The organism is Kineococcus sp. DHX-1, from assembly GCF_042473625.1.
Classification (GTDB): Bacteria; Actinomycetota; Actinomycetes; order Actinomycetales; family Kineococcaceae; genus Kineococcus.
The window spans coordinates 2,422,628-2,443,902 of the sequence record NZ_CP170445.1; the positions used below are offsets into that span (position 1 = coordinate 2,422,628).

22 protein-coding genes are annotated in these 21,275 nt (G+C 74.8%); 5 read left to right on the forward strand and 17 right to left on the reverse strand.

All coding sequences use genetic code 11. The features are described 5' to 3' along the window. Positions 1 to 43: 43 nt before the first annotated feature. Positions 44 to 1,405: a M20 family metallopeptidase gene (locus tag ACFEMC_RS11765; RefSeq protein WP_380176743.1), complete on the forward strand. Its 1,362-nt coding sequence runs from the start codon at positions 44 to 46 to the stop codon at positions 1,403 to 1,405. 18 nt (positions 1,406 to 1,423) lie between these two features. Continuing rightward, positions 1,424 to 1,933 carry a DinB family protein gene (locus tag ACFEMC_RS11770; protein WP_380169808.1) on the forward strand — a complete coding sequence of 170 codons (510 nt, stop codon included), beginning with the start codon at positions 1,424 to 1,426 and terminating at the stop codon, positions 1,931 to 1,933. Between the two features lie 10 nt (positions 1,934 to 1,943). On the opposite strand, the gene ACFEMC_RS11775 is transcribed toward ACFEMC_RS11770, so the two are convergent. From ACFEMC_RS11775 to ACFEMC_RS11820, 10 genes are all read right to left on the reverse strand, one after another. Next, positions 1,944 to 3,278 (reverse strand): ATP-binding protein, encoded by a 1,335-nt coding sequence (locus tag ACFEMC_RS11775; protein ID WP_380169809.1) that lies wholly within the window; start codon positions 3,276 to 3,278, stop codon positions 1,944 to 1,946. 33 nt (positions 3,279 to 3,311) lie between these two features. Continuing rightward, entirely contained in the window at positions 3,312 to 3,995 is a 684-nt protein-coding gene (gene lepB, locus ACFEMC_RS11780) for a signal peptidase I (protein WP_380169810.1), read from the reverse strand. A gap of 162 nt (positions 3,996 to 4,157) precedes the next feature. Next, a complete protein-coding gene (locus tag ACFEMC_RS11785) occupies positions 4,158 to 5,714 on the reverse strand; it encodes a carboxylesterase/lipase family protein (RefSeq protein ID WP_380169811.1) in 1,557 nt (518 codons plus the stop codon). Positions 5,715 to 5,825: 111 nt separating this feature from the next. Beyond that, positions 5,826 to 7,481: a putative PEP-binding protein gene (locus ACFEMC_RS11790; protein ID WP_380169812.1), complete on the reverse strand. Its 1,656-nt coding sequence runs from the start codon at positions 7,479 to 7,481 to the stop codon at positions 5,826 to 5,828. Continuing rightward, a complete protein-coding gene (locus ACFEMC_RS11795) occupies positions 7,474 to 7,740 on the reverse strand; it encodes an HPr family phosphocarrier protein (RefSeq protein WP_380169813.1) in 267 nt (88 codons plus the stop codon). Before ACFEMC_RS11795 ends, ACFEMC_RS11790 begins: the two co-directional genes overlap by 8 nt. Positions 7,741 to 7,772: 32 nt before the next feature. Next, the gene (locus tag ACFEMC_RS11800; RefSeq protein WP_380169814.1) at positions 7,773 to 9,260 is read right to left on the reverse strand and encodes a PTS fructose transporter subunit IIC; all 1,488 of its coding nucleotides are present in this window, start codon (positions 9,258 to 9,260) and stop codon (positions 7,773 to 7,775) included. Next, a complete protein-coding gene (locus tag ACFEMC_RS11805; protein ID WP_380169815.1) occupies positions 9,257 to 9,715 on the reverse strand; it encodes a PTS sugar transporter subunit IIA in 459 nt (152 codons plus the stop codon). Before ACFEMC_RS11805 ends, ACFEMC_RS11800 begins: the two co-directional genes overlap by 4 nt. Continuing rightward, a complete protein-coding gene (locus ACFEMC_RS11810) occupies positions 9,712 to 10,671 on the reverse strand; it encodes a 1-phosphofructokinase family hexose kinase (RefSeq protein ID WP_380169816.1) in 960 nt (319 codons plus the stop codon). Before ACFEMC_RS11810 ends, ACFEMC_RS11805 begins: the two co-directional genes overlap by 4 nt. Next, positions 10,668 to 11,441, reverse strand: coding sequence for a DeoR/GlpR family DNA-binding transcription regulator (locus ACFEMC_RS11815; protein WP_380169817.1), 774 nt, complete (start codon positions 11,439 to 11,441; stop codon positions 10,668 to 10,670). The genes ACFEMC_RS11810 and ACFEMC_RS11815 overlap by 4 nt, the downstream gene beginning before the upstream one ends. A gap of 212 nt (positions 11,442 to 11,653) precedes the next feature. Further along, entirely contained in the window at positions 11,654 to 13,753 is a 2,100-nt protein-coding gene (locus ACFEMC_RS11820) for a type IIA DNA topoisomerase subunit B (protein ID WP_380169818.1), read from the reverse strand. A gap of 199 nt (positions 13,754 to 13,952) precedes the next feature. On the opposite strand from ACFEMC_RS11820, the gene ACFEMC_RS11825 reads away from it, so the two are divergent. Continuing rightward, the gene (locus ACFEMC_RS11825) at positions 13,953 to 14,189 is read left to right on the forward strand and encodes a hypothetical protein (protein ID WP_367637499.1); all 237 of its coding nucleotides are present in this window, start codon (positions 13,953 to 13,955) and stop codon (positions 14,187 to 14,189) included. A 36-nt stretch (positions 14,190 to 14,225) separates the two neighbouring features. Further along, on the forward strand, positions 14,226 to 14,720 hold the full coding sequence (locus tag ACFEMC_RS11830) for a DUF456 domain-containing protein (RefSeq protein WP_380169819.1): 495 nt from the start codon (positions 14,226 to 14,228) through the stop codon (positions 14,718 to 14,720). Here ACFEMC_RS11830 and ACFEMC_RS11835 read toward each other — a convergent pair. Beyond that, a complete protein-coding gene (locus tag ACFEMC_RS11835; protein WP_380169820.1) occupies positions 14,707 to 15,129 on the reverse strand; it encodes a VOC family protein in 423 nt (140 codons plus the stop codon). The two genes, ACFEMC_RS11830 and ACFEMC_RS11835, sit on opposite strands and share 14 nt — an antisense overlap. 100 nt (positions 15,130 to 15,229) lie before the next feature. Between ACFEMC_RS11835 and ACFEMC_RS11840 the strand changes: the two genes are divergently transcribed. Beyond that, positions 15,230 to 16,189: a helix-turn-helix transcriptional regulator gene (locus ACFEMC_RS11840; RefSeq protein WP_380169821.1), complete on the forward strand. Its 960-nt coding sequence runs from the start codon at positions 15,230 to 15,232 to the stop codon at positions 16,187 to 16,189. A gap of 51 nt (positions 16,190 to 16,240) precedes the next feature. Here ACFEMC_RS11840 and ACFEMC_RS11845 read toward each other — a convergent pair whose 3' ends face one another. The 6 genes from ACFEMC_RS11845 to ACFEMC_RS11870 form a co-directional block, all read right to left on the reverse strand. After that, positions 16,241 to 17,797: an RNA polymerase sigma factor gene (locus ACFEMC_RS11845; protein ID WP_380169822.1), complete on the reverse strand. Its 1,557-nt coding sequence runs from the start codon at positions 17,795 to 17,797 to the stop codon at positions 16,241 to 16,243. Between the two features lie 182 nt (positions 17,798 to 17,979). Next, on the reverse strand, positions 17,980 to 18,381 hold the full coding sequence (locus tag ACFEMC_RS11850; RefSeq protein WP_380169823.1) for a universal stress protein: 402 nt from the start codon (positions 18,379 to 18,381) through the stop codon (positions 17,980 to 17,982). A gap of 73 nt (positions 18,382 to 18,454) precedes the next feature. Continuing rightward, entirely contained in the window at positions 18,455 to 19,741 is a 1,287-nt protein-coding gene (locus ACFEMC_RS11855; protein WP_380169824.1) for a DUF4192 family protein, read from the reverse strand. Positions 19,742 to 19,803: 62 nt separating this feature from the next. Then, positions 19,804 to 20,202 (reverse strand): YkvA family protein, encoded by a 399-nt coding sequence (locus ACFEMC_RS11860; RefSeq protein WP_380169825.1) that lies wholly within the window; start codon positions 20,200 to 20,202, stop codon positions 19,804 to 19,806. Next, a complete protein-coding gene (locus ACFEMC_RS11865; protein WP_380169826.1) occupies positions 20,199 to 20,900 on the reverse strand; it encodes an EcsC family protein in 702 nt (233 codons plus the stop codon). The genes ACFEMC_RS11860 and ACFEMC_RS11865 overlap by 4 nt, the downstream gene beginning before the upstream one ends. A gap of 60 nt (positions 20,901 to 20,960) precedes the next feature. After that, positions 20,961 to 21,188 carry a hypothetical protein gene (locus ACFEMC_RS11870; protein ID WP_380169827.1) on the reverse strand — a complete coding sequence of 76 codons (228 nt, stop codon included), beginning with the start codon at positions 21,186 to 21,188 and terminating at the stop codon, positions 20,961 to 20,963. Positions 21,189 to 21,275: the final 87 nt, after the last annotated feature.

A 21,275-nucleotide genomic window follows, 5' to 3' on the forward strand; every position in this document is an offset into this window, starting at 1 on the left:
CGTGGTCGACAGCCGAGGGTCCGACGCGGTAGGCCTGCTGCGCATGGCCGACGCGCAGCGAGACTCCCCGGACCGGCACGACCCCACGCGCCCGACGCCCCCGGACGGCACGTACCTCGACGGGGTGCGGGCCGCGATCGACCGGGCCGCCGCGACCGCCGACCCCTTGCGCAGCACCCACGCCGGGGCGCCCGAGGGGGTGCTCGCCGCCACCGAGGCCGCCGTGGAGGGGTTCAGGGACGACCTGCTGGCGCTGAGCCACGCCCTGCACGCGCACCCCGAGGAGGGTTTCGCCGAGCACGACTCCGTCCGAGCCCTGGCGGACCTGCTGGCCCGCCACGACGTCGAGGCCGAGGTCGGGGTGCACGGGCTGGAGACGGCGCTGCGCGCGAGCGTGAGCACCGGAGAGGGCCCGACCGTCGCGGTGCTCGCCGAGTACGACGCGCTGCCCGGCATCGGCCACGGCTGCGGGCACAACGTCATCTGCGCCACGGCCGTCGGCGCGTTCCTCGGCCTCGTGAGCGCGCTGCGGTCCGGTGCGGTGAGCGGCACGGTCGTGCTCCTGGGAACCCCGGCCGAGGAGGGCGGCGGCGGCAAGGAACTCATGGCCCGCGACGGCGCCCTCGAGGGGATCGACGCCGTCGTCATGCTCCACCCGTTCTCCTACGACGTCGCCGTCCAGCCGTTCCTGGGCCGCCGGCAGGTGCGGGCCACCTACCACGGGGTCGCCGCGCACGCCTCGGCCCAGCCGTTCATGGGGCGCAACGCCCTCGACGCCGTCGTCGCCGGCTACACCGGGATCGCGATGCTGCGCCAGCACATCACCCCCGGCGACCGCGTCCACGGGATCGTCGTCGACGGCGGGCAGCGGCCCAACGTGGTGCCCGCGACGGCGAGTTCGGAGTACTACGTCCGCTCGGCCGAACCGGCCACGCTCGCCGACCTGTGCTCACGGGTGGAACTCGTCCTGCGGGCCGCCGCGGCGATGACCGGCACCGGGGTCGAGCTCGAGTGGGACCGGCAACCGGCCTACCTGCCCATCCGCGCGAACCGGGAGCTCGCGGCGCGCTGGACGACGCACCAGAGCCGTCGCGGCCGCACTGCGCTGCCCCCGGGGGTCGTGCCCGAGACGTTGTCGGGGTCCACCGACCTCGGCAACGTCAGCGTCCGCGTCCCGGCCATCCACCCGATGCTCGCGATCTCCTCCCCCGACCTGTCGCTGCACACGGCGGAGTTCGCGGCGGCCGCCGGGTCGGCGACCGGCGACCGCGGGGTGCTCGACGGGGCCGTCGGTCTGGCGCTCACGGCGCTGGACGTCCTGGCCGACCCCGAGCTGCTCGCCGCGGTGCGGGCCGAGTTCGAGGAGGCGGGCGGGGTGCTGGCCGTCGAGGAGTTCCTGCGGTGACCGGGAACCGGGGCTGACGTGCCGTTCGCGGGGGAACCGTCGCCGCTGTCGTCCGACCCCACCGCGCTGTGCGCCGGGTACCTCGACTGGTACGCGACCGTGCTGCTACGGCGCCTGGAGGGCCTGAGCGACGCCCAGGTCCGCACACCCGCCGTCCCCTCCGGCTGGTCGCTGCTCGGCCTCGTGCAGCACTCGGCGTGCGTGCGCCGGTTCTGGGTCCGGCACGTGTTCTCGGGTGAGGACGTCGACTTCTCCTGGCCGGGGACCGCCGAGCAGGAGTGGGTCCCCCGACCGGAGGACACGGTGGCCGGCGTGTCCTCGTTCCACCGCACCGAGCACGAGAACTCCCTGCGGGTGCTGCGGTCCCACGACCCGGCCACCACCGCGGCGCGCGACCACGGCGGCACCGGGACCCGCCCCACCCTGGCGTGGATCGCGTTCCACCTCCTGCAGGAGTCGGCGCGGCACGCCGGCCACGCCGACGTCGCCCGGGAACTGCTCGACGGGGCGACGGAACTTGACCCGTGAGGCCCGTCCCTCAGAGGTAGTTCCCCGTCAGCGGGGCCGGTTGCCAGCGACCGTCCCGCACCACCTGCAGCACGGCCTCGGTGCCGAGGTCCTCGCCGTGGCCGAGGACGGTGCGGCGCACGATCTCGCGCAGGTCCGCGCCCGTCACCCCCGGCGGCAGGTGGGCGGCGACCGCGGCGCAGTCGACGGCCCCCTCCTCGCCGAACGCCCCGAACAACCGGCGCAGGATCGCCTCGCACTCCTCGCGGTCCGGCGCCACGAGGTGGACCACGGCGTCGAACCGGGCCGAGCGGGTGGCGGCGGCGTCGAGGGCGGACGGGTCGTTCGTGCTGGCCAGCGTCAGCACGTCGCGGTACTCCTCGGTGCCGTCGAGGACGGCGAGGAAGTCGGCCAGCGCCGTCCCCCGCGCACCCGCCTTGCGGTCGCCGAGGTAGAGGTCGACGTCCTCGAGGACGACGACGCACGGACCGAGGTCGGTCGTCTCCCGGTACACCTGGCGCAGGACGCTGGAGGCCGCGGCGGCGTCGACGATGATGACGGTGAACTCCCCCGCGAGCTCCCGGGCCACGACGCGGCTCAGGGCGCTCTTGCCGACCCCGGGCGGCCCGGCCAGCAGCACCCCGCGGTTGGTGCCGAGACCCATGCTGCGCAACAGGTCCGCGCGCGAGGTCAACGCGGCGACGTTGGCGTCGATCTCCGTCCACACGTGCGCGGGCAGCACGAGGTCCTCGCGACCACCGGGGCCCAGCGCCGTGGGTTTCAGCTTCAGGGGAAGGTGCGCGTCGGCGTGCAGGACCCGGCCGCGGTAGAACCCCTTGTCCCGCCGGGCGGTCGCCAGCAGCGCGTCGGCGACGGTCCGCGCGGCCGCGTGGTCACCCGGACGGGACAGCACGCGCAGCGACGCCGGTTGGGGCTCGTACTCGTGCTCGGCCAGCTGCACGACGACGTCCGCGTCGGTGGCCGTGCCCGCGGGGAAGAACGCCGCGGCCGACGTCGGCACCGACACGTGCTCGTCGAGCAGGTCGATGCGCTGCCAGGTGGGAGGTTCGTCGTCCTCGACCGGCCCGAGGACCGCGGCGTGCAGGTCGACGAGGTCGGCCAGCGCCGCACCGACCGACACGGCCCGGGTGTTCGTCAGGTCGACGCGTTCGGACACGAGGGCGGTGTGCGGCAGCCGCAGGTGGGTCTCGACGAAGCCGTTCGCGGTCGTCGGCGACCGGTCACCGCCGGAGAGGACCTCGCCGAGCACCGTCAGGGCCCGGCGGACGGCGGCGGGTTCGGTGGCCAGCCGGCGGGCCAGGGCGGGGGCGAGGCCGTCGGGCGTGTCCGGGGAGGGGGTCGTCACCGCACGACGCTACGTCCGGCGGGCCGTCCGGGGCTAGGAGACGCCCGACGCGGCGGGCACGTCGTCGAAGGCGGACGGCGTGGCGAGCCGAGACCAGTGGGACAGCGGCCAGACGACGAGTTCGGCCCGGCCCACGACGTCGTCCTCCGGCAGGAACCCGTGCTTGCGCGAGTCCGAGGAGTCCTGGCGGTTGTCGCCCATGACCCACAGGTCCCCCGCGGGGACGGTGACGTCGAACGCCTTCTCGCTCGGACGGGCCCCCGCCGCGAGGTACCCCGACTCATCGACCGCGACCCCGTTCACCGACAGCCGCCCCTGGTCGTCGCAGCAGACGACGTGGTCCCCGGGCAGGCCGACGAGCCGCTTCACGAGGTGGTCGTTCCCGTCCTGCGGCAGGACGCCGACCGTGGCCAGGGCCCGGGCGAGCGGGCCCCGCTGCGGGGCGGGCGGCTGGCCGGTGAGCCAGTCCCCGGGGTCGGCGAACACGACGACGTCGCCGCGGTGCAGCGCGAACGGACCGGGGGTCAGCTTGGAGACGACGACCCGGTCCCCCACGTCGAGCGTCTGCTCCATCGACCCCGACGGGATCCAGAACACCTGCAGCAGGAACGTCTTGACGACGAGCGAGACGACGACGGCGACCGCCACGACGAGGACGAGCTCCCGGACGGCGGCCAGGACGCCGGGGCGGCGCGCGCGGGTCTCGGATCTCGTCACCCGGCGACGCTACCGCTCCACGCTCCGCACGTGGACCGCTGGGACTGTGCTGTCAGGTGGACGCCCTGCACACCGCGCGGACGGGATGTCTGCGACCTGACGCCGCAAGCGCCCCGGAAGGGCGGTTCCAGGGTCACCGTGCAGACATCCCGTACGCCCCGTTCAGACGGGGGCGGGGACCTCGCCGTCGTAGGGGCGGAACTCCACGTCGGCGAACAGGTCCTCGCGCGGGTCCCGGGCGTGCTCGAGGACGTCGCGCGAACCCCACACCTGCACGGGGACGCCGTCGGCGTCCGCCGCGGGCCAGCCGGGGTCGCCGTCGGCGGCGAACCGCGTCCACGCCTCGACCATGCGCCGGGACAGCGCCGCGGCCGCGGGCGTGGGGAACAGCCCCCGCAGGCGCGGACCGACCCGGGGCACCTTGCGGGCCAGCGGCAGGACGGGCACGGCGTGCAGGAACAGTTCCATCGCCTGCGGGTTGCCGAAGGCGAAGGGCACGTCGAGGCCGTGGGTCGCACCGAACCGGCCACCGAGGGCCGGGGACCGCCACGTGAAGCGGGCCAGGTGGGTGCGGCCACCGCGGGCGGTGTGCGCCCGGGCGAACCGTCGCGAGGGTTCGGCGAACAGCGCGTCGGACAGCACCGCGTCCCCGAGCGCACCGGGGTCGGCGGACGGCAGGAGCGCGCGGTAGTCCTGCACCGCGGAGGCGGGCAGGCCCACGGCGACGGCGAACTCCGCGACCTGCTCGAACGTGGCCGCGACCGGCGCGAAACCGCTGCGGGAGAACAACGTCCACTCGTCCGCGGCGTTCTGCACGAGCAGGTCCACGGCCGGGTCCCCACCCGCCTGGTCACCCTCCATGAAGGGCCCGGTGACCACGTCACCGTCGACGACGGGGTGGTACAGCAGCGGGACCGCCCCGCGGACCCCGGCACGGGGGTCGGCGGCGAGGTCCTGGGCGACGGTGTCGGAGGCCGCGAGCAGGCGCACCGGTGGGAGCCCGGCGAAACCCTCCCGCGTCGCGGGGACGCGAGCCGCGCGGGCCACGAGTTCCGCCGTCCGCTCGGCCTGCGCGACGGTGACCGTCTCGCCGGTGATGCTCGCCGCGATGGCCCGACGGAACAGACCGCGTGCGTCGCGGGCGCACAGGAGCGCGGCGACCGAGGCGGCACCCGCGGACTGCCCGGCGATGGTGACCCGGTCCGGGTCCCCGCCGAAGGCCCGGACGTTCTCGGCCACCCACCGCAGCGCCGCGACCTGGTCCAGCAGGCCCCGGTTGTGGGGAGCGCCGGGGACGGCACCGAAACCCTCGAAACCCAGCCGGTAGTTCATCGACACCACGACGAAACCCCGGCGCACCCAGGCGGCGGGGTGGTACCCCGGAGCCGATCCGGAGCCCGAGACCCAACCGCCGCCGTGGATCCACACGAGCACCGGCAGGTCCCGCGGGAAGTCGGCGGGGACGTGGACGTCGACGGTGAGGTGGTCCTCGCCCGCGGCCGGCGACCAGCCGTACCCGGACCGCGGGTCCTGCGGGGCGACGGGCGACGGGTCGCGCGCCTCGCGCACGCCCTCCCAGCGGTCCACCGGGGCGGGGGCGGCGAAGCGGCGCAACCCCGTGGGGGGCGCCGCGTAGGGAACTCCCCGGAAGCTGACGACACCACGGTCGGCGGCCCGGCCGCGCACCCCGCCCGCCGTCGTGACGACGACCCTGGGCACGTCCGACACACCTCCACCACTGCACCGCTGACACGCACGGCTGCACTCGAGACCTGCGGATCCCTCGGCGAGGCCGGGGGGACGTCCCGCCGAGGGATCCTGTTCCTGAGGCTACAACGCGAGCACGTCCGCGTCGGCGAAACGCGCCGCCGCCTCGCGTGCGTCGTCCGGCGAGTCCGCCTCCAACGCCGCGTCGGCCATCTTGACGCAGGTGCCCAGGTCGGTGCGGGACAGCGCGAACCGCACGGCCGGGACGGCCGCAGGGGCCATCGACAGGCTGCGCACCCCGAGGCCCACGAGGACGAGGGCCAGCAACGGGTCGCGCGCGGCCTCGCCGCACACCCCGACGGGAACGTCGACGGCGCCGGTCGCCTGGACGAGCTGCAGCACGGCCGGCTGCCACGGGTCGAGCAGGTCCGCGAGGTCGCCCTCGAGCCGGTCGGCCGCCATGGCGTACTGCGTCAGGTCGTTGGTCCCGAGGCTGACGAAGTCCAGCCCCGCGGCCACGAGCTGTCGGGCCCGCAACGCCGCCGCGGGCACCTCCACCATCGCCCCGACCGTGCGCAACCCCGCGGCCCGCGCCCGGGCGGCGAACTGCCCCGCCTCGGCCGGGGTCGAGACCATGGGAGCCATGACCCAGGGTCGGGCACCGGTCCGCTCGGCCGCCGCGGCGAGGGCCTGCAGCTGCGTCGCCAGCAGCTCCGGGTGCCGGCGCGACGTGCGCAGCCCACGGACCCCGAGCGCCGGGTTCTCCTCCGCCGCCACGTCGACGAAGGCGAGCGGCTTGTCGGCGCCGGCGTCGAGGGTCCGGACGACGACCTTGCGGTCGCCGAAGGCCGTGAACACGCGGGCGTAGGCGTCGGTCTGCTCAGCCAGCGTCGGCGCGCTCGCCCGGTCGAGGAACAGGACCTCCGTGCGGAACAGGCCCACCCCCTCGACGTCCTGCGCCGCAGCGCGGTCGGCGTCCTCGAGGGTCCCGACGTTCGCCAGCAGCTGGACGGCCGTGCCGTCCGCCGTGCGGCCGGGGCCACCGGCGGAGGACGCGAGCGCGGCACGCGCGGCACGGCGGGCGGCGACCTCCTCGCGCAACCCGGCGGGCGGGTCGGGGGTGACGGTCCCGGCCCGCGCGTCGAGCGCGACCTCCGTGCCCGCGACCAGGTCCAGCGCGCCGCCGACGCGGACGACGCACGGGATGTCGAACTGCGCGGCGATGATCGCGGTGTGGCTCGTGGGGCCGCCGAGTTCGGTGACGATGCCGACGACGAGCGACAGGTCCAGCGCGGCCGTGTCCGCCGGGGCGAGGTCCCGGGCCACGACGACCGACGGGCCGTTCAGCTGCGGGACACCGGGTTCGGGCAGACCCAGCACGCGCGCCACGACGCGGTCGCGCACGTCGCGCAGGTCGGTGACGCGTTCGGCCAGGTACGGGCCGCTCGCGGCCAGGACCGCGCAGAACTGCTCGACGGCCTCGTCGACGGCGGTGGCCGGCCCGGAACCGGCGGCCAGGCGCTGGTCGACGACGGCCAGCAGCCCGGGGTCGGCGGCCATGAGGGCGGTGGCCTGCAGGACGTCGGCCGTGGTGCCGCCGGCCGACTCCGCCCGACGGCGCAGTTCCGCGGCGACGGCGTCGAAGGCCTCGCGGATGCGGGGACCCGCGGCGGGATCGGCGGGCTCAGCGGCCGGGGGCCGGGCGGCCGGGGCGAGGACGACGGCCGTCCCCACCGCGGCGCCCGTCCCGACCCCGACGCCCAAGAGGACGTCAGGCATCGTGGTCGGTCTCGACCAGCGCGACCAGGGAGTCCAGCGCGGCGTCGGCGCCCTCCCCCTCGGCGGTGAGCGTCACCTGGTCGCCGTGCTTGGCACCGAGCCCCATGACCATGAGGATGCTGCGCGCGTCGACGGGTTCGCCGTCGCCGACGGCGACGGTCACCGGCAGACCGGTGGCCGCGGCGGCCTGCACGAACAGCGAGGCGGGGCGGGCGTGCAGCCCCACGCGGGAGGCGACGGTGGCGGTGCGGGTGCTCATCTCGGCAGTTCTCCTTGCTCGGGCGGGGGGGGTCAGACGGTCGCGGGCTGGGCGGCGGCGGGGGTGGCCTGCGCCTCGGGGGCCTTGCGGTGCAGCCCCTTGAGGACGATGACCGCCACGGCGGTGACGGCGGTCCCGATGAGGATCGCCACCAGGTACAGCAGGGGCTGGCCGACGAGGCCGAAGACGACGATCCCGCCGTGGGGGGCGCGCAGCGTGTTGCCGAAGGCCATCGTGAGGCCGCCGGTGAGGCCGGAGCCGATCATCGCGGCCGGGATGATGCGCAGCGGGGCGGCCGCCGCGAACGGGATCGCACCCTCGGTGATGAAGAACGCCCCCAGCAGGACCGCGGCCTTGCCGTTCTGCCGCTCCGCCTCGGTGAAGAGGTTCTTGCGGACGAACGTCGCCAGGGCGATGCCCAGCGGCGGCGTCATGCCGGCGGCCATGACGGCGGCCATGACCTTCAGCTCCACCGGGCTGCCCGAGGACGTCGCGACGGTGGCCAGGCCGGTGGTGGCGAAGGTGTAGGCCACCTTGTTGATGGGCCCACCGAGGTCGGCGGCCATCATGACGCCGAGGATGACGCCGAGCAGGACGATGCCGCTGCCCGAGAGCGAGTTCAGGCCCGCGGTGAGTTCGTCCATGAGCCACGCGATCGGCCGGCCGAGCACGACGAGCATGGCGCCGGCGGTGACGAACGTGGCCACCAGCGGGATGACGACGACGGGCATGATGCCGCGCACGGCGTTCGGGACCTTCAGACGGGCCAGGGCGAGGGCGACGAAACCCCCAAGGAACCCGGCGACGAGGCCGCCGAGGAACCCGCTGCCGACGGTCACCGCGATGGTGCCGCCGACGAAACCGGGGGCGATGCCCGGGCGGTCGGCGATGCCGAACGCGATGAACCCGGCCAGGACGGGGACGAGGAACCCGAACGCCGCGCCGCCCAGGACGAACAGCAGCCCGGCCCAGTCGTGGCCGGACAGCGGGTCGAACCCGGAGATGAGGTCGGCGGCCTTGACGTCGGAGATCTGGTACCCGCCGATGAGGAAGGCGAGGGCGATCATGATCCCGCCGGCGGCGACGAACGGGATCATGTAGCTGACCCCGGTCATGAGCCACTGGCGGACGCGGGTGCCGACGCCGGCGTTCGACGTCACCTTGGTGGCCAGGGCCGGGCCCGCGGCCGGAGCCGGGGTCGAGCCCTTCGGGGTGGCCTCGACGGCGGCGACGGCGGCCGCGACGACACCGGGCGCATCCGCGACGGCCTTCTTGACGCCGACGTCGACGAAGGGCAGGCCCGCGAAGCGGTCCTTGTCCCGGACCTCGAGGTCGGCGGCGAAGATCACGCCGTCGGCCGCGGCGATGACCGCGGGGTCGAACGGGGCCGACCCCGCCGAACCCTGCGTCTCGACCTGGACGTCGTGCCCCGCGGCCTTGCCGGCCTGCTCGAGGGCCTCGGCGGCCATGTACGTGTGGGCGATGCCCGTGGGGCAGCTGGTGATCGCGACGAACTTCATCGTCCGTACACCTCCGTCAGGACGGTCGAGGACACGGCGGCCGCGTCGGGCGCCGCGAGGAGGGACTCGCGGAAGGAGGCGTGCACGAGCTTGCGGGCCAGGGCCGCGAGGATCTGCAGGTGGTCGGCCTCGCCCTCGGTGGGTGCGGCGATGAGGAACACGAGGTTGGCGGGGCCGTCGGGGGCGCCCCAGTCGATGCGCTCGCCGGAGACGACGCGGCCCACGGCCAGGCTCGGGACCGTGACGGCCGCGGACCGGGCGTGCGGCAGGCCGATGCCGCCGGGGATCCCGGTGGCCATCTGCTCCTCGCGGGCGGCGACGTCGGCGAGGAACTGCTCGAGGTCGGTGACGCGCCCGGCGTCGGCCAGCGTCTGCGCCAGCTGACGCGTCGCGTCGACGCGGTCGGTCGCCACCAGGTCGGTGAGGACGAGTTCGGGAGCGGTCAGGTCGGTCATCGCTGAAGGTCCTTCACGAGGGTGTCGGGATCGGGATCGGTCAGGGTCCGGACGGCCGTGGCCGCGCGGGTGGTCTCGGGGTCGCCCGGAACGGAACTGCCCGGGAGGAGGACGGCGGCGCGGCCCCAGGCCACGGCCGTCGCGAGGCGCTGGGCCGGGGTCCCGCACGCGTGCAGGAAACCCGCGAGCGTGCAGTCGCCGGCGCCGACGGTGCTCAGCGGGACGAGGGGTTCTCCCCCGGCCCACACCACGCCGTCCGGCCCCACCAGCAGGGCGCCGGCACCGCCGAGGCTCACGAGCACCTCGCCCACACCGCGACCTCGCAGTTCCCCGGCGGCGGTCACGACGTCGCCCACGGTGTGCAGTTCGCGGCCGAGCAGTTCGGCGAGTTCGTCCTCGTTGGGCTTCAGCACGTCGGGGGCGGCGTCGACGGCGGCGGCGAGCGCGGCGCCGCTGGTGTCGACGGCGGAACGGACACCGGCCCGCCGGGCGGCGACGACGAACCGGGCGTGCAGGTCGACGGGGGCGCCGGGAGGCAGGGAACCGCTGCTGACGAACCAGTCCGGGGCGGCCTCGAGCTCGTCGCACACGCTGCGCTGCAACGCGTCCACGTCTGCGACGGTGAGTTCCGGACCGGGTTCGTTGAGCTTGGTCGTCGTGCCGTCGGCCTCGACGACGGTGGTGTTCGTGCGGATCGTCCCGGCGATGGGGACGGTCAGCGCGCGCACCCGCTGCGGCGCGAGCAGCGCCTCGAGGCGGTCGCCGTCGACCCCGCCCGACGGCAGGACGGCCGTGGTGGTGTGACCGTGGCGGGCCAGGGCCCGGGCGACGTTGACGCCCTTGCCGCCGGCCTCGACGGAACCGGCCAGGGCGCGGTGGACCTCGCCACGGGTCAGCACGGCGAGTTCGACGGTGTGGTCGACGCTCGGGTTCGGCGTGACGGTCAGGACGTTCATGCGCGCACGACCCGGGGGCCGGCGGCCTCGACGTCCCCGAGGATCTCGGGGTCGGTCGCGGAATCGGTGATCACGGTGTCGACAGCCTCCAGGTCTGCGACGTGGGCGAAGTCGTCCCGGCCGAACTTGGTGTGGTCGGCCAGCACGACGGTGCGCCGGGCGGAGGAGATGAGGGAGCGCTTGACGGCGGCCTCGGCGAGGTCCGGCGTCGTGAGCCCGTGCTCGACGGTGAGGGCGTTCGTCCCGAGGAAGCAGACGTCCGCGAACACCTCGGCGAGAGCGCGTTCGGCCCAGACCCCGACCGCGGCCAGCGTCCGGCCGCGGACCGTGCCCCCCACGACGTGCAGGGTGACGTTGGGGCGCTGGGCCATCTGCTGGGCGACGACCTGGGCGATGGGCAGGGCGTGCGTGACGACCACGAGTTCGCGGTCGGTGGGCAGGAGCTCGGCCAGGCGGGCCGTCGTCGTGCCGGCGTCGAGCAGCAGGGTGCCGCCGTCGGGCAGTTCGGCCAGAGCGGCGCGGGCGATGCGGTCCTTCTCCGGGCCGGCGACGTCCTGGCGTTCGGGGACGGCCAGCTCCGCGCCGAGCCGTTCGACGGGGATGGCCCCGCCGTGGACGCGGCGCAGGACGCCACGGCGTTCGAGGACGGTGAGGTCGCGACGGATGGTCTCGGGCGTCACGTCGAGGAGCTCGGCCAGCGCGGTGACCTCGACCCGGCCGGCGTCGCGCGCCGCGTCCAGGATCGTCTGGTGCCGCTCCGGTGCGTACATCTGTGGGTGCTCCTGCTTGACGTCCTCGTCGTTGCTGACGTCCTCGTCGGGGGTCGTGCTCTGCGGTTCTGCGCCCGTTCCGTCGGGCTGGGAGCAGTTCTACGCCCGATCCGGGCCAGAAGTCAACACTTCGGACTCAAACGGACATCCGTCCGGTGCTGAACGCAGAACACCCCCCGTCCGGGAGGACGAGGGGCGTTCAGGGGGCCGGCTCAGGCGTCGATGCGGTCCCGGTCGAGGTTCTCGGCGCCGGCGATGATGAAGTCCTTGCGCGGGGCGACGTCGTTGCCCATGAGCAGCTCGAAGACCCGCTCGGCCACGGCCCCGTCGGAGACGGTGACCCGGCGCAGCGTCCGGTGCGCACGCTCCATCGTCGTCTCGGCCAGCTGGTCCTCGTCCATCTCCCCCAGGCCCTTGTAGCGCTGCGGGTCCTTGTACGTCCGGCCGCGCTTGGTCAGGTCCGCGGTCACCCGGCGCAGCTCGGCGTCGGAGTAGGTGTAGATCACCTCGCGCTCGCGACGCCCCGCCCCGTTGACCTCCACGCGGTGCAGCGGGGGCACGGCGGCGAAGACCCGGCCGGCGTCGATGAGCGGCCGCATGTAGCGGAAGAAGAGGGTCAGGAGCAGCGTCCGGATGTGGGCGCCGTCGACGTCCGCGTCCGTCATCAGCACGATCTTCCCGTAGCGCACCGAGGAGAGGTCGAAGCTGCGGCCCGACCCGCCGCCGACGACCTGGATGATCGAGGCGCACTCGGCGTTCTTCAGCATGTCCGTGACGGACGCCTTCTGGACGTTGAGGATCTTGCCGCGCAGCGGCAGCAGCGCCTGGTACTCCGAGTCCCGCGCGCCCATCGCCGTGCCCAGCGCGGAGTCGCCCTCGACGAGGAACAGCTCGGTGTTGGCGACGTCGTCGGAACGGCAGTCCTTGAGCTTGGGCGGCAGCGAGGAGCTCTCGAGCGCGTTCTTGCGCCGCTGGGTCTCCTTGTGCAGCCGGGCGGAGATGCGCGACTTCATCTCGGTGACGACCTTGTCGAGCACCGCGGTGGCCTGCGCCTTCTCCTCGCGCTTGCCGCTCGTCAGGGCCGTCGTCAGCTCGCCCTCGACGACCTTGCGGACGATGCCCCGGACGGCCGCCGTACCGAGGACCTCCTTGGTCTGGCCCTCGAACTGCGGTTCGGCCAGCCGCACCGTGATGACCGCGGTCATGCCGGCGAGGACGTCGTCCTTCTCCAGCTTCTCGTCCTTGCCGACCTTCAGGCGGCGGGCCTGGGCGTCGACCTGGGCCTTCACCGCCGCGTAGAGGCCCTGCTCGAACCCGGACAGGTGCGACCCGCCCTTGGGCGTGGCGATGATGTTGACGAAGGTGCGCACGGTGGGGTCGTAGCCCGTCCCCCAGCGCAGCGCGACGTCGACGACGCAGTGGCGCTCGACGTCCTGCATGTCCATGTGCCCGGAGTCGTCCAGGACCGGCACCGTCTCGGTGAACGTGCCCTCGCCCTGCAGGCGCCACACGTCCGTGACGGGGGCGTCGGGGGTGAGGAACTCGACGTACTCCCCGATCCCGCCGTCGTGCTGGAACACCTCCTCGGTGGGTTCGCCCGAGCGCTCGTCGCGCACGACGATGCGCAACCCCGGCACCAGGAAGGAGGTCTGCCGCGCCCGGGCGGCGAGGTCGGCGTGGGAGAACTCGGCGTCCTTGAGGAAGACCTGCGTGTCGGCCCAGTAGCGCACCCGCGTCCCGGTGGCCCCGCGCTTGGCGCGGCCGACGACCTCCAGGCCCGTCGCCGGGGTGAAGGGGGCGTCGGGGCCCTCGCCGGCGTACCGGCCGGGCGCACCGCGCCGGAAGCTCGTCGCGTACGTCTTGCCGCCGCGGTCGACCTGGACGTCGAGGCGGGAGCTGAGGGCGTTGACGACGCTCGCCCCGACCCCGTGCAGACCGCCGGAGGCCGAGTAGGACCCGCCGCCGAACTTGCCGCCGGCGTGCAGGTGGGTGAAGACGACCTCGACGCCGGACAGGCCCGTGCGCTTCTCGACGTCGACCGGGATGCCGCGGCCGTCGTCGTGGACCTCGACCGAGCCGTCGGCGTGCAGGACGACGTGGATGTTCTGGCAGTGCCCGCCGAGCGCCTCGTCGACGGCGTTGTCGATGATCTCCCAAAGGCAGTGCATGAGGCCGCGCGAGTCGGTGGAGCCGATGTACATCCCCGGCCGCTTGCGGACGGCCTCGAGGCCCTCGAGGACCAGCAGGTTCGCCGCGGTGTACTTGTCCTCGCCGCCGGAGGGGCCGGAGGAGTTCGGGCTGGGGGGAGTCACCCCGGCAGCGTACGGGGCCCCGTCCTCGGGCCCGAGGAGGCGCCCGGCGGGCCCGGTGTGACCGATGACACCTCCGCTAGGAGCGAACGGGTTGCTCCAACGGCGTGGGAACGCGCGCGAGCTGCCGAAGGTTGGGGAAGAGTGTCCGGCGGGAGCAGCAGCTGCCCGCCAGCGTGCACGACCCGGAAGGAGTCGCGGGATGACCACCGCCATGACCACCCTCAGCCAGAGCCCCATGACCGCCTCGGACCGTTGCGACCGGTGCGGCGCACAGGCCTACGTGCGGGTCCAGCTCAACGCCGGTGGTGAGCTCCTCTTCTGCGCTCACCACGGTCGTGAGCACCGCGAGGCCCTGCGCGCCGCCGGCGCCGACATCCACGACGAGTCCCAGAAGCTCGTGGCCACGTCGTCGACCGCCGCGCCCGACGAACGCTGACCGCCACACCGCACGACCGGCGAGCCCGGCGTCACCATGGGTGACGCCGGGCTCGTCGTCGTCGCACTGGCGATGGCCGTCGGTCTCGTCGGCATCGTCGTCCCGGTGCTGCCGGGCACCGTGCTCATCGGGCTGTCGGCCCTCGTGTGGGCCGTCGCCGAGGGCGGCGCCGCCTGGGCCTGGTTCGCCGGGGTGGCCGTCCTGCTGGCCGCCGGGCAGGTCTGCATGTACCTCCTGCCCGGCCGCCGGATGAGCCGCGCCGGCATCGGCAAGCGCACCCTGCTGCTCGGCGCCGTCCTCGGCGTCGTCGGCTTCTTCGTCGTCCCCGTGCTCGGCCTGCCGCTGGGCTTCGTCCTCGGGGTCTTCCTGGGGGAACTGGCGGCCGCCGCCGACGTCCCCGACCGCGCCCGCCGGGCCTGGCGCTCGACGGTCGTGGCGTTGAGGAACGTCGGGTTGAGCGTGGCCCTGGAGGGTTGCGCCGCCCTCCTCGCGACCGGGGTGTGGGTCGCCGGGGCGCTCAGCCTGCGCTGAACTCCACGCGCTGGTCCACCACCCACGTCACGCCGAACCGGTCGGTCAGCATCCCGTAGAGGGGCGAGAAGGCCGAGGGCCCCAGCGGTGTGCGCACGTGCCGAGCGCCCTCGACCAGCCCCTCGTAGGTCCGCGCGACCTCCTCCGCCGTCTCGCAGCGCAGCGAGACGTAGACGGCGTTGACACCGGGGTCGAACTCCCGGTCGGTCTGGACGTCGTACGCCATGACGTGCGCCCCTCCGGGGGCCTGCACCTCGCCCCAGACGACGTGGTCGGGCTGCCCCTGCGGGTCGTGCGCCTGCCCGTAGGTGACGACGGTCGGCGTGCCGCCGAGGACGCCGGCGTAGAACTCCAGCGCCTCCCGGGCCTGGCCGCGGAAGTTCAGGTGGGTGGTGGTCGTGACGGTCACGTCGTCCTCCTCGTGCGGCCGGGGCGGTCCCGGCGACGAGGTCGACTCTCCTCCGGTCAGCGGTCAGGTCCTGACCTCTTCTCGGGTCATCCTTGGATCCGTGAGCGGAACCTCAGGCCGGATGCTGACCCTGCTGTCCCTGCTGCAGGCGCGGCGCGACTGGCCCGGCCCCCTCCTCGCCGACCGGCTCGGCGTCAGCCCCCGCACCGTGCGCCGCGACGTCGACCGGTTGCGCGAGCTCGGCTACCCCGTCACGGCCCTCAAGGGACCGGACGGCGGGTACCGGCTCGCCGCCGGGCAGGACCTGCCGCCGCTGCTGTTCGACGACCAGCAGGCCGTGGCCCTCGTCGTCGCCCTCCGCACGACCGCGGCCGCCGGCGGCGACCTCGGGGAGGCTGCCGAGCGCGCCCTCGCCGTCGTGGGGCAGGTGCTGCCGTCCCGGCTGCGGCACCGCGTCGAGGCGCTCGCCGACACGGTCGTCGTGGGCAGCGGGGAGCCGGCCGTGGACGCCGACGTGCTGCTGGCCGTCGGCGCCGCCGTGCGCGCCCACGAGGTGCTGCGCCTGCGGCACCGGGACGAGACCCGCCGCGTCGAGCCGCACCACCTGCTGCACCGACGCGGCCGGTGGTACGTGCTGGCGTGGGACCTCGACCGGGACGACTGGAGGACCTTCCGCCTGGACCGCCTCGAACCGCTCGTCCCCGCCGGACCGCGCTTCGTCCCACGGCCGGTCCCCGGCGGGGACCCCGGGGCACTCGTCGAGGCGCGGTTCAAGGGGTCGACCGTGCGGGACGCCTGGCCCGTCGCCGGCCGGGTGGTGCTGCGTCGGCCCGCCGTCGAACTCGCCCCCTTCGTCGGGGACGGGACCCTCGTCGACCTCGGCGACGGCCGCAGCGGCCTGACCCTCGGGTCGTGGTCCTGGCCCGCGCTCGCGGCGGCGGTCGCCCGCTTCGACGCCGACGTGGAGGACGTCTCCCCCGCCGCGCTGCGCCGGGCGTTCGGCGTCCTGGCCGAGCGCAGCCTGCGGGCCAGCGGCACCACCAGCACGGTCACGCCGTGAACGCACGAACGGCCCGACCGGGAGCCGGTCGGGCCGTTCGTGGGTGGGACGTCAGTCCAGGTAGTCCCGCAGGACCTGCGAGCGCGACGGGTGCCGCAGCTTCGACATCGTCTTGGACTCGATCTGACGGATGCGCTCACGCGTCACGCCGTAGACCTTGCCGATCTCGTCCAGTGTCTTCGGCTGTCCGTCGGTGAGGCCGAAGCGCATCGAGACGACGCCCGCCTCGCGCTCGGAGAGGGTGTCGAGCACCGAGTGCAGCTGCTCCTGCAGGAGCGTGAAGCTCACGGCGTCGGCCGGGACGACCGCCTCGGAGTCCTCGATGAGGTCACCGAACTCGGAGTCGCCGTCCTCGCCCAGCGGCGTGTGCAGCGAGATCGGCTCGCGCCCGTACTTCTGGACCTCGACGACCTTCTCCGGGGTCATGTCGAGCTCCTTGGCGAGCTCCTCCGGAGTGGGTTCGCGGCCCAGGTCCTGCAGCATCTGCCGCTGGACGCGGGCGAGCTTGTTGATGACCTCGACCATGTGCACCGGGATGCGGATGGTGCGGGCCTGGTCGGCCATGGCGCGGGTGATGGCCTGGCGGATCCACCACGTCGCGTAGGTCGAGAACTTGTAGCCCTTGGTGTAGTCGAACTTCTCGACCGCACGGATGAGCCCGAGGTTGCCCTCCTGGATGAGGTCCAGGAACAGCATGCCGCGGCCGGTGTAGCGCTTGGCGAGGGAGACGACGAGGCGGAGGTTGGCCTCGAGGAGGTGGTTCTTGGCGCGGCGGCCGTCCTCGCTGATCCACCACAGCTCGCGCTTGAAGATCGGGTCGATCTCGTCGCCGGAGTGCAGCTTCTCCTCGGCGAACAGACCGGCCTCGATGCGCTTGGCGAGCTCGACCTCCTGCTCGGCGTTGAGGAGGGCGACCTTGCCGATCTGCTTGAGGTAGTCCTTGACCGGGTCGGCCGTCGCACCGGCCGTGGAGACCTGCTGGGCGGGAGCGTCGTCCTCGTCGTCGTCGCGCAGGACGAAGGCACCGCCGGTCTTCTTGGCGGTCTCGCCCTCGGGCGCCTCGGTGGTGGTCTCCTCGTCCGACGCCACCTCGTCGGCAGCGAGGTCCTCGATCGCCTCGTCGCCGGTGGGCTCGTCGCCCTCGTCGGACGGGGAGGACTTGGCGGCCGTCTTGGCGGGGGCCTTGGACGCCGTCTTGGCGGCGGTCTTCTTCACGGCCGTCTTCGTCGGGGCCTTCGCCGCCGTCTTGGCGGCGGGCTTGGCCGGGGCGGCGACCGCGCCGTCCTCGTCCTCGGCCGGAGCGACGGCGCGCTTGGCGGCCGGGCGGGCGGTCTTCGTCGCGGTCGCCGTGGACGTCGTCCGACGGGCCGACGCCGCCGCGACGGCGCGCTTGGGCGCCTCGGCGGGCACCTTGACGGTGATCCCGTTGTCGTCGAGGGCGCGCAGGACGGCCTTCATGCGCTGCACGGGCAGCTGGGCGTCCTCGCACGCCACCCGGACCGACTGCGCGTCGACGTAGCCGTGGGTGGTTCCGTGCTGCAGAAGCTCCTGGAAGGGAGCGGAAGCGAACTCTGGCGGGAGCGGCCGGGAGGTCGGTACCGACGACACGGACTGCCTTTCGTCGTGGGCGGAACGGGACTGCGCGGGCAGCAGTCGACAACGTCAACACCGGCGGGCGGGTGCTTATGCCCACGTGGGAGACAAACGCCGATTCTTGCACGGATCCGCGGATGAGGTGGCGCGACACCACCCGGGAGGCACCACAACGGCGCCGGACCGGCCCAGCCGGCTCAGTCCTCCGGCTTGACCGCCAGGACGGGGCACGGCGCGTCGAGCAGGATGCGCTGCGCACTGGCGCCGAGGATGAGCTTCCCGACGGGCGTGCGACGTCGCAGCCCGATGACGATCAGGGAGGCGCCGGACTCCTCGGCCGCGGTGATGAGGTCGTCGGCCGGGTCGTCGGAGTCGGGGACCTCGCGCACCTCCACGGACTGGCCCGCCTCGGCCAGCTCGGCGCGCACCTTGTCGTGGACGGCCGCGAGCAGCCCGGCCTCCTCGGCGTCGACCTCCCGGCCCGGGCGGCGGCTGTGCACCACCACGAGGGGTGCGGAGAGCCGGACCGCGGCAGCACCGGCCCGCTCCAGCGCGGCCCTCCCCTCGGGGTTGGCCACGTACCCGACGACGATCCCCATGCCGCACCCTCCAACGTCGTAGACGATCCGTGACCGTACTACGCGCGACGGGTGCCGCCCGCACCGGTGCCGCTCAGCCGGGAGCAGCACCGACCTCGGCACGGAACTCGGCACCGGACTCCCCCGCCGGTCCCAGCCCACGCCGCACGGCGTGGTCGACGAGCACCGCGAGCCGGTGGTCCGGGTCCTCGCGCAGTGCCTGCTCGGCGCAGGCCCCGGCCCGCACGGACCGGCCGGCGGTCCACTCCAGCCACGCCGCCACGGCCCAGGCCTCCGCGGCGCCGCCGGTGCCGCCGCAACGGGCGACCCGGACGGCCAGCTCGGCCGCGGCGGCCGCGCGCGCCGGGTCCCTCTCCCCGGACAGCGCCCGCCCCACGTCGACGGCACCGACCGGGGAGCCGGCGGCGCCCGGGGGACGCAGCAGGTGCCGGCGGGCCGGCGCCGTGCTCGGTCCCCGGCAGCCCGACAGCAGGACGGCGTCGCGCACCTCGAGCCGGTCCAGGGCGCGCAGGAGCCGCCCGCACCACGCGGCGTCGTCGACCGGGGAGCTCGCGGGGACACCGGGCAGGCCGCCGCCGACGGCCCCCTGGAGGCCCTCCTCGACGGCGCGGTCGAACGCACCCACCAGGGCGCGCGCCTGCGCCGGGGTCACCGGCTCCCGGCGAGATGCGGCCGCCGCGGCGCACCGGTCGGGGTCGGCCGGGGCCAGCACCGGCAGGCTGGCCGCGCGGTCCGGGGCGGCAGCGAACCCCCGCCACACGGCCTCGGCCTGGAGCCGCAGCGCACTGCCCGCGCGCCTCGAGCCGACCACGGCCTCGTCGCCGAACGGCTCACCGGCCGCCGGGCAGCAGGGGCCGGCGCAGGACAGCGTGCGCCACCGTCCGGCCCCGACGAGGAGCTGGTCCCCCAGGCGCGGCCCGTCCGCACCCCGCCCGGGCCCCCGACCGGAGCGCCGTCCCGACCGCCATCCCGACCGGACGGCGTCGAGCACGGCTCCCGCCGCCGGACCGGGCTCGAGGGCGGTCCCGGTCGCACGGGCCGCGGAGTCGTAGAGCACGACGAGGACCTCCGACCCCGCCCGCACCGACCGCCGCACCAGCCGCAGGCACGCCTCGGCCGCGACGCGGGCGGCGGCGGGGTCCACCCGCCCCCCCTCGGCCGGGGGCAGGTCCCCGCGGACCAGCAGGCCGACGGTGCGCCGTCCGGTCACCGGATCGGCGCGCCGCAGTTCGACGAGCAGGACCGAGTCGGCCGGGTGGAACCCGAGGCGGTACGGCACGAGGGCCAGGAGGTCGGCCGGCCCGCCGGCCACGAGGGGACCGGGCCGGGAGGCTGCGAGGGGTGCGGGGTGGGAGGTCACGGCGCCACCCTGCGGCGACTGGGCCGAAGCTGGCGCCGGCCGTCCACAGGACGGGGCGCCGATCAGCCTCCGGCGGGCCTGTGGAACCCGGGACGCCCGAGAGCGGCCTCGTCCCCAGCTGTTGCGTGGGACGACGACGGACGAGGGCCACGCCGCCCGCCCCAGCGCACGTAGTCGGCGGTCGCGGTCCGCACCGACGCCGCGACGAAGGCGGCGACGAGGCCGTCATCGAGCAGTCCCAGGACGGGTGTCCACAGCTCGGGCACGGCGTCCACCGGCGAGAGGAGGTAGACGGTGCCGAGCGCTGCGGCGGCCAGGCGACGCCGCCCCTGCCCCGTCCAGCGACCAGTCGCAGCGTCGCGCACCATCCACGGCAGGAGCCGCAGCCGGAGCGTGGTCCGGGCGTCCAGGGCGGGGGCCGTGCGCAGGACCGCAGGGCCCCCGGCACGGCCCCGGCTCACGCGGAGCCCTCGACCGCCTGGGCGGCCCCGCCGGTCAGCGGCGGGAGGGCCTTCTCGGCGTTCTTGGTGATGCGGCGGAACATCACGGTGTCCAGCCCGGCCCCGACGGCCCCGCCGACGACCGGCAGCGCGCGCTGCGGCAGCCGCAGGAGGCCCTGGGTGCCGAACTTGGCGATGAGCCGGAACCCGACGCCCTTGTTGACGAGCATGAGGACCGGGCGCGGCACCCGGGAGGTGACGAGCGCGACGAGCCGGCCCCCGGTCGGGAGCCCGGCGGACTTCAGCACGTCCGTGGCGTCGGCCCCCACGAGCGTCAGGAGGACGGCCGAGCGCACCTCGGGCTTGGTCGTGTCGTACCCGCGCAGCTCGGCGATGGCCGCGACGGCGCGGACGGCGAGGACGTGGAACCCGAAGACGTTGGCGGGCAGCGAGACCGGAAGGGTGAACAGGCCGCCCAGTCCCGTCACGAAGCCGTTGCCCGCGACGAGCCTGCTGTGCTGGTGCACGACGGCGTGCACGGCCGACTCGGTGCTCGGGTGGTCGGCGCGGGCGGCCTTCGCGACCTCCGCGGCGCTGTCGAACGGGCCGAGGCCGTCGATGCCCACCTTGAGCAACCGCGTCACCAGGTCGGCGGAACGGCGCTCGAGCGCGGAGGGCTCGTCGGCGTCGGAGGCGGTGGACTTCTCGTGGCGGCTCACGGCGACGACGCTAGCCGGTGACGAGCCGGACGCCAGCCGGAAACCGTTCCGGCACAGCGTTCAGCGGGCGTTGTCCTGTTCGCTGAGGTAGGCAGCGACGTCGGCGACGCCGTCCTCGACGTAGCGGCGGCGCGCCCACGGGCGGGGCAGCCGCTGGGCGGAGGCCACGGGCGGCCGGTCGGCCTGGGGGAAGCGCGCGGGGTCGAGGTGGCGACGCAGCATCCGGCGGTCGCGCAGGAACGGCACCACGAACAGCGCCAGCAGGCACATCTCCAGGAAGGTGGACATGCTTCCTCCTCGGCAGCTGGGCGCCGGAACTTCAGTCCGGCCCCTGGCCGCCGACCGCGGGGGCGCGGCACCGCCCGGCCTGGTTGG

What these genes read in the sequence shown, in the direction of transcription:
- ACFEMC_RS11765 (WP_380176743.1), top strand. Translation starts at nt 44, where the DNA reads ATGGCCGACGCGCAGCGAGACTCCCCGGACCGGCACGACCCCACGCGC.
- ACFEMC_RS11790 (WP_380169812.1), bottom strand. Translation starts at nt 7,481, where the DNA reads ATGCCTGACGTCCTCTTGGGCGTCGGGGTCGGGACGGGCGCCGCGGTG.
- ACFEMC_RS11795 (WP_380169813.1), bottom strand. Translation starts at nt 7,740, where the DNA reads ATGAGCACCCGCACCGCCACCGTCGCCTCCCGCGTGGGGCTGCACGCC.
- ACFEMC_RS11800 (WP_380169814.1), bottom strand. Translation starts at nt 9,260, where the DNA reads ATGAAGTTCGTCGCGATCACCAGCTGCCCCACGGGCATCGCCCACACG.
- ACFEMC_RS11805 (WP_380169815.1), bottom strand. Translation starts at nt 9,715, where the DNA reads ATGACCGACCTGACCGCTCCCGAACTCGTCCTCACCGACCTGGTGGCG.
- ACFEMC_RS11810 (WP_380169816.1), bottom strand. Translation starts at nt 10,671, where the DNA reads ATGAACGTCCTGACCGTCACGCCGAACCCGAGCGTCGACCACACCGTC.
- ACFEMC_RS11815 (WP_380169817.1), bottom strand. Translation starts at nt 11,441, where the DNA reads ATGTACGCACCGGAGCGGCACCAGACGATCCTGGACGCGGCGCGCGAC.
- ACFEMC_RS11825 (WP_367637499.1), top strand. Translation starts at nt 13,953, where the DNA reads ATGACCACCGCCATGACCACCCTCAGCCAGAGCCCCATGACCGCCTCG.
- ACFEMC_RS11830 (WP_380169819.1), top strand. Translation starts at nt 14,226, where the DNA reads ATGGGTGACGCCGGGCTCGTCGTCGTCGCACTGGCGATGGCCGTCGGT.
- ACFEMC_RS11850 (WP_380169823.1), bottom strand. Translation starts at nt 18,381, where the DNA reads ATGGGGATCGTCGTCGGGTACGTGGCCAACCCCGAGGGGAGGGCCGCG.
- ACFEMC_RS11870 (WP_380169827.1), bottom strand. Translation starts at nt 21,188, where the DNA reads ATGTCCACCTTCCTGGAGATGTGCCTGCTGGCGCTGTTCGTGGTGCCG.